Here is a 14652-nt window from a genome sequence, read left to right on the forward strand (position 1 = left end):
GACAGGTTACTGCTCAGCGGATGGTTTTGACATAACTCCCCCATGCTCCAGATAGTCGATATAATCAGCATACCACTGCATCATTTCTCGCCGTTGCTCCAGATACAAAGCATGGTTATAGGTTCCCCGGATACTGTTTTTATCCGCATGTGCGAGCTGGAGTTCAATCCAGGCTGAGTTATAGCTCTGTTCATGCAAAATGGTACTCATGGTGTGACGAAAACCATGTCCTGTCGCTTTACCATCATAACCAATACGTTTTAGCACCATATTGATGCTGGCTTCGCTCATGGGCTTATTGACGTCGTTGCGTCCTGGAAAAACCAGCCGATAGCTTCCAGTCACGTTCTGAAGTTCTCGCAGGATGGCTACGACTTGCCGGGTCAGGGGAACGACATGTTTACGCCGCATTTTCATGCGACTTTCCGGTACTGTCCACAGAGCGTTGTCGAAATCAAACTCTTGCCATTCTGCAGCACGCAATTCGACAGTGCGAACACCGGTCAATAAAAGCAGTCGAGTGGCGAGGCGGGTGAGGGAACTACCGTGATATTCAGCCAACTTCTGAAGGAACTCAGGAAGCTCTCTGGCGATTAGATGAGGGAAGTGCTCTGTTTTGGGGGGACTCAAGGCTCCGGCCAATTCTGCCACAGGGTTCACCGTTGCCCGGCCAGTGGCAATAGCGTAACGGAAAATCTGATTACAGAATTGCCGCACTTTACGCATTTTCTCCAGAGCTCCGCGCTTTTCTATCAGGCGTAGCACCTGAAGCATCTCCAGCGGGAGGATCTCTGTGACAGGGCGTTTCCCTACATGTGGGAAGATATCCTTCTCAAGGGCCTCCAGGACGCTTTCTGCATAGCTTGCAGACCATGACGTACATTTGTAGGTATGCCATTCAGTAGCGAGGGTATGGAAGGTATTTTCTACTGTGAATTTTTTGGTTTGCTTCTCGCGCTGTTTCTGCTCGCTGGGGTCATGACCCTCGGCGAGGAGTTTTCGTGCTTCTTCACGCTTTAGCCTGGCCTCGGCTAATGAGATATCAGGGTAGACACCAATAGAGAGTTTTTTCTCTTTGCCTGATACGCGGTATTTCATGCGCCAATATTTACGGCCGTTGGTGGTGACCAGTAGAAAAAGGCCACGCTCATCAGTGAGTTTGTAATCTTTCTCTTTCGGCTTTGCAGTCTCGACTTGTCTGGCATTGAGTGGCATTTGGGGGCCCCTAAATCACATTGAACAAGATAAGCCCCCAGTTAAGCCCCCAAACATCACTTGATTGGTGTTGATGTAGGTTGACCTCAGTGGAACTTAAAATGGATTAATGTTGAGTATGATAGTGATTATAAAGGAGTTTACTTGAATTCAGAAGACGTGGGGAGAAGTGAAAGTGGTGCCCGGACTCGGAATCGAACCAAGGACACGGGGATTTTCAATCCCCTGCTCTACCGACTGAGCTATCCGGGCAACGGAGCGCATTAAACCGTATTGGCCGCTGATCGTCAACGAGTTTATGGCAAAAAACACCTAAAACCATTCCGATCGCTGTCTTTTCAGGCAAATCTTGCCAAGTTTACCATTTCCCCATCAAATAAATGACAGATTCATTCAGCTAAGCGCACCATTTTTTCGGCATTGGGCGACGGCTAATACATCTTCAGCCAGGCGCTTGGCTACTGCCACATCCTGAGGCTGACGCTTAATCAATAATTTGCTTAGGCAACCTTCCAAAATCAGCTCCATTTGCTGTGCTACCATTTCAGCATCATCCGCTTCAATCTCATGCAGTAGCGCCAGAGAATAGTCCAGCGAAGCCTGTTTTTGCTGCTCTGCAAGCTGGTGAATAGGGTGGTCGGCCTCGGGAAAGAAACTACAGGCGGCGATAAACAGACAGCCGGGATAACGCTGCTGTTTTACCTGTTCCTCTAACGTCTGATATCGCGCCAGCAGTTTTTGTTGTGGCGTGAGATTTTCGTCCAACTGTAGTTGCCGACGCCAGGTATCAATTTGTTGGCCGTGATAGCGCAGACAATCATACAACAGCGCTTCACGATCGGGCCAAAAGCGTTGGAGATCGCTGACGGGCAAGGATAATTTTTCTGCCAGCATGTCCAGACTGGTGGTTGCGAGGCCCCGTTGTTCTAAAAGATTAAGGGCGCAGCTCAAGACTTCTTCACGTTGCACGTTGCTTCTCCTCCCACATCGGTGTTTTGCCAGTGTGGATTACCGATGACTATTCTGCAAATGCTGTAAAAACGCATTGGCATCCATAAAGCCGGTTACGCGCGCAGGCGTCACTTCATTTCCCAGTGCATCGAAAAACAGAATAGTGGGTAATCCTAATACATTGAGCGCTTTCAGCATGGCGGCCTGTTCGTCGTTATTGGCAGTCACATCAGCCTGTAGTAACAGGGTATTGGCGAGTTGTGCTTGTACCCGTTTATCACTGAAAGTGTATTTTTCGAACTCTTTACAGGCGATACACCAATCGGCGTACAAGTCCAACATGACCGGTTTGCCTTGGGCTTTCGCCAATGCATCCTGAAGCTCCGGCAGATTACTGACCCGCTGGAAATTGAGGTGATTGATTTCGCTTGGCTGTGCGGTGTGATGGCCGAATACCCAATCTTGTAATGGTCGGGCGGCGATCAATAACCCGGCTAGCAGGGTTATTTGCAGTACTCTGATCCAGCCTTGATGGGCTTTTAGGCTGACAATAAAGGCCCAACCGAAGAACGCAACCGCCAATAGACTCCACAGTCGCATGCCCCACAGGTCACCAATAATACGTTCCAATAGGAATACCGGCAGTGCCAGAATCACAAACCCGAAGGCTTCTTTAACGTATTGCATCCACGGTCCACTGCGTGGCAGTAAGCGGTTACCAAACATTGTTACCGCGACCAGCGGAATACCCATCCCCAGCGCGTATAAATACAGGGTACCACCACCAGCCAGCATGTTACCGCTTTGGGCGATATATAGCAGAATGGCACTGAGCGGCGCAGTAGTGCAGGGAGAACAAATCAGCCCAGCCAGTGCACCCATCGCGAACACTCCCGCGAGGGAACCTCCGCGCTGATGATTACTCCACTGTACCAAGCGGGTTTGCAAGGAAGAGGGTAATTGTAGGGAGTATAGGCCGAACATCGACAATGCAAGCAGCACAAATAATGCGGATAAACCGATCAGTACGTATGGGTGTTGTAGTGCGGCCTGAAACTGTAATCCAGCGGCGGCGACGACTAATCCTAGTAAGGTATAGGTTAATGCCATGCCTTGTACGTAAACCACGGCTAAAACAAAAATACGCCGCTGGCTATGAGGTTTTTCCCGCCCGAGAATGATGGCTGAAATCAGCGGATACATCGGTAAAACACAGGGTGTAAAGGCGATACCTATACCAATCAGTAGCGCCCAAAGCGGGGAAAATGGCAACGAGGCTGGCTCTGGCTGCGTAGATTTGGGCTGGGCTGGTGGTGTTATCGGTACCACTACTTGGCTGGCGACAATCGCACTTAGCGGGACAATGCGGGTTTCCGGCGGGTAGCAGAAACCCGCATCGGCACAACCTTGGTAAGTCACGCTGACGTTGGCATCTTTCCCTGCTTGTGTAATGGGAACTTGTAGCGTCAACCTGTGTTTAAAGATGGCGACTTCGCCATAGAATTCATCTTGATGAGCAACGCCTTCGGGGATGTTGATTGCTCCGAGGGTGGCCTGTTGTGGCACTATTTTTATTTGCTGACGATAAAGGTAATAGCCGGGATGAATCTGCCAGCTTAGATTGAGTTGGTCACCTTGTTGCCTGAAATCAAAGGCAAAAGCCTGATCGACCGGTAAGAATCTGCTTTGGCTACTTTGCTGGCCAAAAAGAGAGGCTTGCACACTTTGTGGTGCCAGTAGAGCGCTGCATAGCAGCAGTATCAGTGTAAAGACGCGTTGAGCCATGACAGGTAATCTTTATCTCCATCCTTGACCGGCAATACCAGCAACTCTGGCGTTTGGTAAGGGTGATGTTGTTTAATATAGGTGAGTAATGCCTGCTGATGGGTGCTATTGCTTTTGAATAGCATTTGCACTTCATACTCTTGCTCGAGCCGTCCTTCCCAATAATAAAGAGAAGTGGCACCGGGTAACAGAGTGACGCAGGCAGCCAGTTTTTCGCCAAGAACTCGAGTGGCCAGATCTTGGGCACTGGCTTCGTCCGGCGCAGTACAGAGCACCACGATGACATCAGAATCAGGCATTTTTACCTCGTTAGGAAAAGCTGATAGTGATGCACTATACCCCGAATGGGTGGTTGGTCAGAAGATGATTTATACAACGAGGCGATTTAATAGGCAGAACAATGGGGGATAATTGAAGGGGCGCAGTGTGCGCCCCTGGAAAATGTTAGAGAACCAAACCGCCCATGACAAAGCCGAATACGACGGCCAGAGCGACCCCGATGGTGCCGGGAATAAAGAACGGATGGTTAAACACAAAACGACCGATTCGTGTGGTACCTGTATCGTCCATCTGTACCGCCGCAACCAGTGTTGGGTAGGTTGGCAAGATAAACAGACCAGAAACTGCTGCAAAGGATGCGATAGCCGCCAATGGTGTGACGTTTAAGGCCATTGCCATCGGCATCAGTGCCTTGGCGGTTGCTGCCTGAGAATACAGCAGTGCAGAGCAGAAGAAGAAAATCACTGCCAGCAACCATGAGTGAGCCTGAATCAGGCCACCTGCGGTTTCTTTTATCCACACCAAATTGTGTTGCACGAAGGTATCGCCCAGCCATGCTACACCCAGAATACAAATACAAGCGCTCATGCCCGCTTTAAAGGTACTGGAGTTGAGGATGGAGTCGGTATCCACGGAACAAATTAGCGTAGTCAGTGTTGCAACGCTCAGCATGATGATCAGAATTGCGTTGGTGGTATTCATCAGTGGTGTTGCAACCAGACCGACGCTTGGACTGTTGATAATGGCATAAGCCACTACGCACAGCACGCCGACCAAGAACAGTAGCACCGAAGTTTTTGCCCGCGGTTTGATCACTTTGACTTGATCGCCACGCAGTGTCACCAAACCTTCTTCCAGACGTTTCAGATAGATTGGGTCATCGGACAGTTTGGAGTTAAAGCACCAAGACACCAGCAGCGACATAACAAACACGGCGCACAGGGTTGATGGAATCACAATCATCAGCAAATGCAGATAGCTAACGCCGTGACCTTCCATGACGGAGGACATGTACACCACTGCCGCAGAGATCGGCGAGGCAGTAATGGCGATTTGCGCTGAAACCACTGCGGTTGATAGCGGGCGACAAGGCTTGATGCCTTGTTCTTTCGCGACTTCAGCAATTACTGGCAGTGCTGACAGTGAAATATTACCTGTACCGGCAAAAATAGTCAGGAAATAGGTAACCAGCGGAGCCAAAATGGTGATGTGTTTTGGATTCTTGCGCAGCAATTTTTCAGTTTGCTGTACCAGATAGTCCATCCCGCCCGCGACCTGCATTGCAGAGATGGCAGCAATGACGGCCATAATGATTGAGATAACGTCGAAGGGAATGCTGCCGGGTTTAACGCCAATAATGGCTAAAACCAAAACACCGATACCCCCTGCAAAACCTATTCCGATACCGCCCAGCCTGGCCCCTAAAAAAATGGCCAGCAGAACAATGACCAATTCTACGGCTATCATAGTGTTTACTCCTTGAATGAAATGAAAATCAAAAGTTAAAAAAATTGTGTTTGCCAGAAAGTAAAAAGGCACGCTGTCCAGAGGAATTAGCGTGCCTTTAAGGGCTACCGGATGGTTATTTTATTGTTCATTTTCATCAGTATAGCGTTTTGCTTTATAGGCTGGGTGCATCAGGTTCTCAACAGAGAAGATATCATCCAGCTCGGCTTCAGTTAGCAGGCCGCGTTCAAGAACCACTTCCCGCACATTTTTACCGGTTTCAGCACAAATCTTCCCAACGATGTCACCATTATGGTGGCCAATGAATGGGTTCAGATAAGTCACAATACCGATAGAATTGAACACATAGCTTTCGCAAACTTCTTTGTTTGCGGTAATACCGTTAATGCATTTTTCCAGCAGGTTATAGCAAGCGTTAGTCAGAATATGAATAGATTCAAACATCGCTTGACCAATAACAGGTTCCATTACGTTCAGTTGGAGCTGACCGGCTTCGGCTGCCATAGTAACGCAAGTGTCGTTTCCGATCACTTTAAAGCAAACCTGATTGACCACTTCTGGAATCACTGGGTTCACTTTGGCTGGCATGATAGAAGAACCCGCTTGCAATTCTGGCAGGTTGATTTCGTTCAGACCCGTGCGCGGGCCGGATGACAGCAAGCGTAAGTCGTTGCAGATTTTTGACATTTTGACTGCCAGACGTTTCAGCGCACTGTGCACCATAACGTAAGCGCCGCAATCAGAGGTCGCTTCGATCAAATCTTCAGCAGGTACCACCGGCAGCCCACTGATTTCAGCCAGTTTTTTCACTGCCAGCTCGGAATAACCTTCTGGAGTGTTCAGTGCAGTACCGATAGCGGTGGCACCAAGGTTCACTTCCAGCAGCAGTTCTGCGGTGCGTTGCAGGTTTTTGGTTTCTTCATTCAGCAATACTTGGAATGCGCGGAATTCCTGGCCCAGTGTCATTGGCACGGCATCCTGCAACTGGGTACGACCCATTTTCAGAATGGTTTCGAATTCTTTGGATTTTTTGCCGAACCCCTGACCCAACTCGTTGATGGCATCGATCAGTTTCATGATGGATGCATAAACCGCGATGCGGAAACCCGTCGGGTAGGCATCGTTGGTGGACTGGCATTTGTTCAAATGATCATTTGGGTTCAGATATTGATATTCACCCTTTTGATGCCCCATCAGTTCCAGTCCAATGTTGGCCAGAACTTCGTTAGTATTCATATTTAATGAAGTACCTGCACCACCCTGGAATACATCAACCGGGAATTGGTCCATGCATTTGCCTTTATCCAGAACTTCGTCACATGCCCGGATGATAATGTCGGCAATTTTGTGTGGAATGGTGTGTAATTCTTTGTTAGCCATGGCAGCGGCTTTTTTCACCATTACCATACCGCGGACAAATTCAGGCACGTCGCTGATTTTGCTGTTACTGATGTAGAAGTTTTCAATCGCACGCAGGGTATGGACACCGTAGTAAGCCTCTGCGGGGACTTCTCGTGTACCTAACAGGTCTTCTTCGATACGAATGTTATTTGACATGAGAACCTTCTCTATTGTGCTGTCTAATTATTTGCTTGTTGAATAATTTATGTCGCCGTGGGCAACAAGTGCGGAAGGATTAACCGTTCAACTTATTGCTGCCACGATCATATGCTGCTTATAGATAAATGCCTTGAACGCAGATCACTATATAGTGGTAATTAATAAAGAGGATTTGATATCTGTGATTCCTCTCACAGTTAGTTAAAACCTTAATAAAAGAGTGTGGACGGCTTGAAAACTGTGGTGTTCACCACCATCTTAATCAAGTCGGCATAATGCGCCACGGCGGCGCGGCCCCATTTTCATCGTTTCTGTCCAATACGGCACGGGTGCCCTGACAGGGGCGGCATGAACTGAATAAGGAGAATACGGTGCGTTGGTTACCGTTTGTGTTGATATTTTTATTGGCTTACATAGAAATATCGCTATTTATCAAGGTTGCAGCCGCGTTAGGCGTATTGGTTACTCTATTGCTGGTGATCTTCACTTCTTGCGTCGGTGTGTCTCTGGTGCGTAATCAAGGTATAAAAACCTTTATGCAGATGCAGCAGAAACTGGCTGCTGGCGAAAGCCCAGCGGCGGAAATGGTAAAAAGTGTTTCTCTGGTGCTGGCGGGTTTCCTGCTGTTGGTTCCAGGTTTCTTTACCGACTTCCTCGGCTTATTGCTGCTGCTGCCACCGATTCAAAAATCGCTGACCCTGAAACTGATGCCGCATTTAAACATTTATCGTGCGGGCAGTAACGGACCCACTGCGGGTGGCAACACCTTTGACGGCGAGTTCCAACGTAAAGACGAGGGCCGTTTCCACGTTGAGCATCGTGATGATGAAGACGCTCGATCCCGAGACGATCGTTTTGACAAAGATAAGTAGAAAAATCTGATTTTATAACTCCATGTTTCTTTTAAAAAAATAACATGGTGAATGTTATGGCGATCGGGTAGGGCGTTGGGACTAAAGTTTGTCTCATTTAGGCAGAAAAATTAAATTTTTTTTGTTTGCTCCCTTGAAGGGATGGTCAAACGTCCCCACTTAGAAAGCCACGGTACTGGTTATGAAGGCAGACCGGTATCAATCCTAAATCTGATACGGACCTTCTCAAAGGAGAGCTATCAATGAAAATTCGTCCATTGCATGATCGCGTTATCGTCAAACGCAAAGAAGTTGAGTCTAAATCTGCTGGCGGCATCGTTCTGACGGGCTCTGCGGCGGGTAAATCTACCCGTGGTGAAGTTCTGGCCGTCGGCAATGGTCGCATCCTGGATAACGGTGAAATCAAGCCACTGGATGTGAAAGTAGGTGACGTGGTTATTTTCAACGATGGCTACGGCGTGAAGTCAGAGAAGATCGACAATGACGAAGTGTTGATCATGTCCGAAAGCGACATTCTGGCAATTGTTGAAGCGTAATCGCGCTCTGACTATCTTCTGAACTGAACGAGTTTAAGGGAAATACCAATGGCAGCTAAAGACGTAAAATTCGGTAACGAAGCACGCATCAAAATGCTTCGCGGCGTAAACATCCTTGCAGATGCAGTTAAAGTCACCCTGGGTCCGAAAGGCCGCAACGTAGTTCTGGACAAGTCATTTGGTTCACCTACTATCACCAAAGACGGTGTTTCAGTGGCACGTGAAATCGAACTGGAAGATAAGTTCGAGAACATGGGTGCGCAGATGGTTAAAGAAGTTGCCTCTAAAGCGAACGACGCTGCGGGTGACGGTACTACCACTGCAACCGTACTGGCTCAATCCATCATTACTGAAGGCTTGAAAGCTGTTGCGGCGGGTATGAACCCGATGGATCTGAAGCGCGGTATCGATAAAGCAGTTATCGCTGCGGTAGAAGAACTGAAAAAACTGTCTGTACCTTGCTCTGATTCTAAAGCTATCGCTCAGGTAGGTACCATTTCTGCAAACTCCGATGAAACCGTGGGTAAACTGATTGCAGAAGCGATGGAAAAAGTAGGCAAAGAAGGCGTTATCACCGTTGAAGAAGGCTCAGGCCTGCAAGACGAGCTGGACGTTGTGGAAGGTATGCAGTTCGATCGCGGCTATCTGTCTCCTTACTTCATCAATAAACCAGAAACAGGTTCTATTGAGCTGGAAAGCCCATTCATTCTGCTGGCTGACAAGAAAATCTCCAACATTCGCGAAATGCTGCCAGTACTGGAAGCCGTGGCTAAAGCAGGCAAACCATTGCTGATCATCGCTGAAGATGTTGAAGGCGAAGCGCTGGCAACATTGGTGGTTAACACCATGCGTGGCATCGTGAAAGTGGCTGCAGTTAAAGCACCTGGCTTCGGTGACCGCCGTAAAGCTATGTTGCAAGACATCGCGACTCTGACTTCAGGTACTGTTATTTCTGAAGAAATCGGTCTGGAGCTGGAAAAAACCACTCTGGAAGATTTGGGTCAGGCAAAACGCGTTGTTATCAACAAAGATACCACTATCATCATCGATGGTGTCGGTGATGAAGTTTCAATCCAGGGCCGTGTTGCTCAAATTCGTGCTCAGATTGAAGAAGCCACTTCCGACTACGACAAAGAAAAACTGCAAGAACGTGTCGCTAAACTGGCTGGTGGCGTTGCGGTAATCAAAGTTGGCGCAGCGACTGAAGTTGAAATGAAAGAGAAAAAAGCCCGCGTTGAAGATGCTCTGCATGCAACTCGTGCAGCAGTGGAAGAAGGCGTGGTTGCTGGTGGTGGTGTTGCACTGATTCGTGCAGCTCATGCTATTGCTGACCTGAAAGGCGACAACGAAGATCAGAACGTGGGTATCAAAGTTGCGCTGCGCGCAATGGAGTCTCCACTACGTCAGATCGTTGTTAACGCTGGTGAAGAAGCTTCTGTTATCGCTAATAACGTGAAAGCAGGTAAAGGCAGCTACGGTTATAACGCTTACTCTGAAGAGTACGGCGATATGATCGCAATGGGTATTTTGGATCCAACCAAAGTGACCCGTTCAGCTCTGCAATATGCCGCTTCTATTGCTGGCCTGATGATCACTACCGAGTGCATGATCACTGACCTGCCACGTGATGATAAAGGCGCTGATATGGGCGCTGGCATGGGTGGTATGGGCGGTATGGGCGGCATGATGTAATGCCCCTCACCCTATAGCTTCATTGATTGCGAATAAGCTATAAACCTAAAGCGAGTGGGGAAACCTGCTCGCTTTTTTCTTTCCTGTTTTGGCCATATTTCGGCAGAACCTTGCCATAATCAGCACCTTCCCGTCATTGACCCCTTCAATAGCCAAATGGGCGAAATACGTATTTATCCGTTCGTATGAACCTGGCATCAGGTTACACCGTCAATCTGTTTATATAAGAATCTTAAACGCGGATTTAATGCAGTCATGTGATGACTATGGGGATTTTTTTAGCCATCACGCAGAGTTAGCGTGTAAACTGTAAGCTATTATTGCCCAGATATATGTGGCAACGGATGCCCAAGCGGCGACTTTGCTTTCTGGTAAACTTTGGCGTGATTCTCAATATCTGATGGGGAAAAAAATGCGGATTAAAGTATTACTTGGTCTTTCAGCAGCCATGTTGCTGGCTGGCTGTAGCTCTACCACCCAGTTAAGTGCGGCTGGCGAGCAAGTTAAGTTCTCTGATACCAAACCTGGTAGTGAATGCCAGTTAGTGGGTGAGGTCAGCGGCAGCCAAAGCAACTGGTTATCCGGTCAGGGTGGCGAGAGCAGCTCTATGCGTGGCGCGGCTAACGACCTACGTAACAAAGCGGCAGCGATGGGCGGCAACGTCATTTACGGTGCAACCAGCCCAAGTGAGACATTCCTGTCCAGTTTTGCTCCGTTAGACAGCAAGATGGTCGGCCAGGTTTATAAATGCCCATAATCTTTACCTGCCAGGTTTTTGGCTGAATAAGATCAATAATCAGGAGATGCCAAGGTATCTCCTGACCTATTTTTATGGCTAATCTTGTGCCAATCGTAAATCCAGCGGTGTTTTACTCGGCTCCCCACCAATTTCCCGTGCCAATCTTGGCACCAGATAACCCGAGACTCGGCTCAGTAGCCCTTTTATCAGCAGACGCGCTTCATCGTCATCAACCATAAAATGCGCGGCACCTTGTACTTTATCCAGCACGTGGATGTAATAAGGCAAAATTCCTGCGTTAAACAACGCATGACTTAATGCTGCCAGTACATCTGGGTCGTTATTTACATCCCGAAGTAATACACTTTGGTTCAGTAGCGTGACGCCAGCCTGTTTGAGGCGCGCCATACTGTCACACAACGATTGATCGATCTCATTAGGATGGTTGATATGTGTGACCAGTAGCACTTGCAGGCGAGAATCCAGCAGCCGTTGGCACAGGGTTGAAGTGATTCGAGCCGGGATAACGACGGGCAAGCGCGTATGAATACGCAGGCGCTTGATATGTGCGATATTCTCTAGCTGAGTGATCAACCAATCCAGTTCGTGATCTTTTGCCATCAGTGGATCACCGCCGGAGAAAATGATCTCATCCAGTTCTGGGTGCTGGGCAATATAATCCAGAGCTTGCTGCCAGTTGGCTTTGTTACCTTGGTTGTCCTGATACGGGAAATGGCGGCGGAAACAGTAGCGGCAATTCACCGCGCAGCCGCCTTTGACCAGCAGTAGCGCTCGGTTATGGTATTTATGCAGTAGGCCGGGAACGACGCTGCGCTGCTCGTCTAGCGGGTCATCGGTAAAGCCGGGAACGGCGATAAATTCTTCGCGTGCCGTGAGCACTTGCAGTAATAGAGGATCTTTTGCATCGCCGGAACGCATCCGTGCAACAAAAGCTCTGGGCACACGCAATGGAAACAGGCGACGGGCAGCCGTGCCTTGCCGAAGTTCGGCATGTTCATTTAGCGCTAAAAGACAGAGTAATTCATCAGGATCGGTAATTACATCGGCCAGTTGCTGCAACCAATCTTCTCTAATTGGCATGTTTCGGGTTACAATGTTTGCCATTTTTTGGGCTTAACACCAGTTTCAATATTCAGAGGGCCATTATGGCGACTTATTCTAGCAACGATTTCCGTCCCGGTCTTAAAATCATGTTCGAAGGCGAACCTTACGCCGTAGAATCCAGTGAGTTTGTGAAGCCAGGTAAAGGCCAGGCTTTTGCGCGCGTGAAAATGCGTCGCTTGCTGACGGGTAAACAGTTGGAAAAAACCTTTAAATCTACTGACTCTCTGGAAGGTGCGGACGTCATGGATATGAACCTGACTTACCTGTACAACGACGGTGAGTTCTGGCATTTCATGAATAACGAAACTTTCGAGCAGTTGGCGGCAGACGTTAAGGCCGTTGGCGAAAATGCCAAATGGCTTATCGACCAGGCTGAATGTATTGTTACCCTGTGGAATGGTCAGCCGATTGTTGTTACTCCACCAAACTTTGTAGAACTGGAAATCACTGATACTGACCCAGGCCTGAAAGGTGATACTGCGGGTACTGGCGGCAAGCCTGCAACCTTGAGCACCGGTGCAGTGGTTAAAGTGCCATTGTTCGTTCAGGTTGGTGAAGTTATTAAAGTTGACACTCGTTCTGGTGATTATGTTTCTCGTGTTAAGTAATTAATGCCTGAAATAGTAATGATTTATTAACTGCTCTGATAAACGCTAGCAGTTAATAAATAAAGAACCCCAATAATTGAGTGGTATTCGAATATTGGGGCTCTTTACGTTTCCCATTTTTAACCCAGTTTTAGAAGTATTCTATGGCTTCCATTATATATTTATTTCTCTGTTGGTTATGAATATTAACCAATTATATTAACATCTATTACTTGATAGAATGCATTGCTCGTATCTGAAATGTCCCACACGCCAAGGATGATATTGTAACCAGTGTGATTATTGGGCAATATACATTGGTGAGTAACTGATTTACCTGGAATACTGCCATAGTCGTTATATTGACAAAATGGTGTTAAATTAAATGATGCACGGGAAAGTGGTGCTGATTTATTCCAATTTTGCTTAGTTATAAAATAACGCCAACGAGTTGTGCTATGTGTTACCGTAATATTCCAAGTGAACGTGATGGGGCCGGAGTAAATATTTGACTTAAACCAACGGGTGGGTGTTTGAATATCCAACGGTGCAAACATGCCTACTCCTGCACTGGCGATAACACCATCAGCGGGACCATATTCTGGGAAGTTCTTTTTACCCTCCACACTTTGCGGTTCATATTGTACAAAACCACATTGAATATTATTGCCTAATTGACATAGATAGGATCGACTCGCTGGATATTGAATATATCCATGGGCTTGGGCAAATGAAGAAAGTTGACTGAATATTATAAATAAAAAAAATAATATGAATGCTATAGGTTGGTTACCTTTCATAATTCACTCCTTTTTTAATGTGTAATATTCTAATTATTTCTTTATGGTATATCCTGCTTATATTGTTGGCGGGGGATTAAAAACTTATCGCATTCATGTGATAATCACTGACATCTATGATTTTCGCAACGACTTAATATGATTAATGTATTACATAAAGTAATTATATACATATGAAAATTAATTCTGGTGATTGTTTTTTTGTGATGGGATTTTATTGATCACATGTTTTTTATAATCTTCTCATCAGTTAAGTTAAAATGATTTAACAAATAATAATAGGTTGTCTTCTTTGTATTCAGTAAGATATATAGCCTGTATTGATGATTCCGGTAGTACAGAGTCAATCTACCGAGACCACTAATATGTAAAGATCAGCGGCAACGTATCAGGTTGTCGCCGCCGCTTTTACTTATACGCCTTGATTAGTTGATAGATCCAGATAAAGAGACAGTCGATTACTCGCACCTAGTTTGAGGCGAATATTACGCTTGTGGGTATAAACTGTTTTAATATTAATATCTAATGTATTTGCTATTCTTTGATCGATCCAGCCTTCTAGCCAGTAATTTAATATCGATTCCTCTCTATCACTAAATAATGCCGGAGCGGGTTGTAATGGATGTTCAGAATAACTTCCCATCGGATTACATAATGCTGCACTCACTAATTGTTCCAATTGACTGATGTTATGTTTTTTGGTGATGACTTTCCATGCTCCGCGATCTAAAAGATATTGGCTGAGCCAAGGTGAAGGGGAGTGCAAATAAACCAGTAACTTGCTAGGGATACAGGTAGCCAAAAGTGACTCTAAAATTTTAAGGTTATGTGTTTCAAAGACGTAAGAATAAAGATCGGCGATAACCAATTGAGGTTGCCACAGTTTAATTTGTGCATTGGCGACCACCAGATTACTGGTTTGCGCCAGTGCAACTTTAGATGCCAAATGCATGCGCGAGTTTATTAACCATTCAACACCAACTCGGCTAAAACGGCATGGGTCAATTAACACGACTTTTTTCATTTTAATTCCCTACAAATCCG

General features: G+C 46.9%; 14 protein-coding genes and 1 tRNA gene. 5 read left to right on the forward strand and 10 right to left on the reverse strand.

Annotation, left to right across the window (positions count from 1 at the left end):
* Positions 1-6 precede the first annotated feature (6 nt).
* From DJ39_RS04600 to aspA, 7 genes are all read right to left on the reverse strand, one after another.
* Entirely contained in the window at positions 7-1215 is a 1209-nt protein-coding gene (locus tag DJ39_RS04600) for a tyrosine-type recombinase/integrase (protein ID WP_004722535.1), read from the reverse strand.
* A gap of 176 nt (positions 1216-1391) precedes the next feature.
* Positions 1392-1467: transfer RNA gene (locus DJ39_RS04605), tRNA-Phe, on the reverse strand.
* Between the two features lie 141 nt (positions 1468-1608).
* Positions 1609-2184 (reverse strand): division control transcriptional repressor DicD, encoded by a 576-nt coding sequence (dicD, locus tag DJ39_RS04610; protein WP_004722419.1) that lies wholly within the window; start codon positions 2182-2184, stop codon positions 1609-1611.
* A 39-nt stretch (positions 2185-2223) separates the two neighbouring features.
* Positions 2224-3951: a protein-disulfide reductase DsbD gene (locus tag DJ39_RS04615; protein WP_038251190.1), complete on the reverse strand. Its 1728-nt coding sequence runs from the start codon at positions 3949-3951 to the stop codon at positions 2224-2226.
* Positions 3927-4250, reverse strand: coding sequence for a divalent cation tolerance protein CutA (gene cutA, locus DJ39_RS04620; protein ID WP_004722422.1), 324 nt, complete (start codon positions 4248-4250; stop codon positions 3927-3929). The genes DJ39_RS04615 and cutA overlap by 25 nt, the downstream gene beginning before the upstream one ends.
* Before the next feature lie 145 nt (positions 4251-4395).
* On the reverse strand, positions 4396-5697 hold the full coding sequence (locus DJ39_RS04625; protein WP_038241895.1) for an anaerobic C4-dicarboxylate transporter: 1302 nt from the start codon (positions 5695-5697) through the stop codon (positions 4396-4398).
* A 120-nt stretch (positions 5698-5817) separates the two neighbouring features.
* A complete protein-coding gene (gene aspA / locus DJ39_RS04630; protein ID WP_004722426.1) occupies positions 5818-7254 on the reverse strand; it encodes an aspartate ammonia-lyase in 1437 nt (478 codons plus the stop codon).
* A 374-nt stretch (positions 7255-7628) separates the two neighbouring features.
* Here aspA and DJ39_RS04635 point away from each other — a divergent pair, with 374 nt between their 5' ends.
* The 4 genes from DJ39_RS04635 (at position 7629) to DJ39_RS04650 (ending at position 11114) form a co-directional block, all read left to right on the forward strand.
* On the forward strand, positions 7629-8129 hold the full coding sequence (locus DJ39_RS04635) for an FxsA family protein (RefSeq protein WP_004722428.1): 501 nt from the start codon (positions 7629-7631) through the stop codon (positions 8127-8129).
* Positions 8130-8371: 242 nt separating this feature from the next.
* Positions 8372-8665, forward strand: coding sequence for a co-chaperone GroES (locus tag DJ39_RS04640; RefSeq protein WP_004722430.1), 294 nt, complete (start codon positions 8372-8374; stop codon positions 8663-8665).
* 48 nt (positions 8666-8713) lie between these two features.
* Entirely contained in the window at positions 8714-10357 is a 1644-nt protein-coding gene (gene groL / locus DJ39_RS04645) for a chaperonin GroEL (RefSeq protein WP_004722433.1), read from the forward strand.
* Positions 10358-10769: 412 nt separating this feature from the next.
* Complete coding sequence (locus tag DJ39_RS04650; RefSeq protein WP_087931127.1) at positions 10770-11114, forward strand: DUF4156 domain-containing protein; 345 nt, start codon at positions 10770-10772, stop codon at positions 11112-11114.
* Positions 11115-11192: 78 nt separating this feature from the next.
* Here the strand turns inward: DJ39_RS04650 and epmB are convergent, their stop codons facing one another.
* On the reverse strand, positions 11193-12221 hold the full coding sequence (epmB, locus tag DJ39_RS04655; RefSeq protein ID WP_038251192.1) for an EF-P beta-lysylation protein EpmB: 1029 nt from the start codon (positions 12219-12221) through the stop codon (positions 11193-11195).
* Positions 12222-12262: 41 nt separating this feature from the next.
* Here epmB and efp point away from each other — a divergent pair, with 41 nt between their 5' ends.
* The gene (efp, locus tag DJ39_RS04660) at positions 12263-12829 is read left to right on the forward strand and encodes an elongation factor P (RefSeq protein WP_004722438.1); all 567 of its coding nucleotides are present in this window, start codon (positions 12263-12265) and stop codon (positions 12827-12829) included.
* A gap of 185 nt (positions 12830-13014) precedes the next feature.
* Here the strand turns inward: efp and DJ39_RS04665 are convergent, their stop codons facing one another.
* Together DJ39_RS04665 and DJ39_RS04670 are read right to left on the reverse strand one after the other, a co-directional pair.
* Complete coding sequence (locus DJ39_RS04665) at positions 13015-13608, reverse strand: lytic polysaccharide monooxygenase (RefSeq protein ID WP_004722440.1); 594 nt, start codon at positions 13606-13608, stop codon at positions 13015-13017.
* A 412-nt stretch (positions 13609-14020) separates the two neighbouring features.
* Complete coding sequence (locus DJ39_RS04670) at positions 14021-14632, reverse strand: LuxR C-terminal-related transcriptional regulator (RefSeq protein ID WP_038241888.1); 612 nt, start codon at positions 14630-14632, stop codon at positions 14021-14023.
* Positions 14633-14652: the final 20 nt, after the last annotated feature.

It is taken from the genome of Yersinia ruckeri ATCC 29473, assembly GCF_000754815.1.
Taxonomy (GTDB): Bacteria; Pseudomonadota; Gammaproteobacteria; order Enterobacterales; family Enterobacteriaceae; genus Yersinia; species Yersinia ruckeri.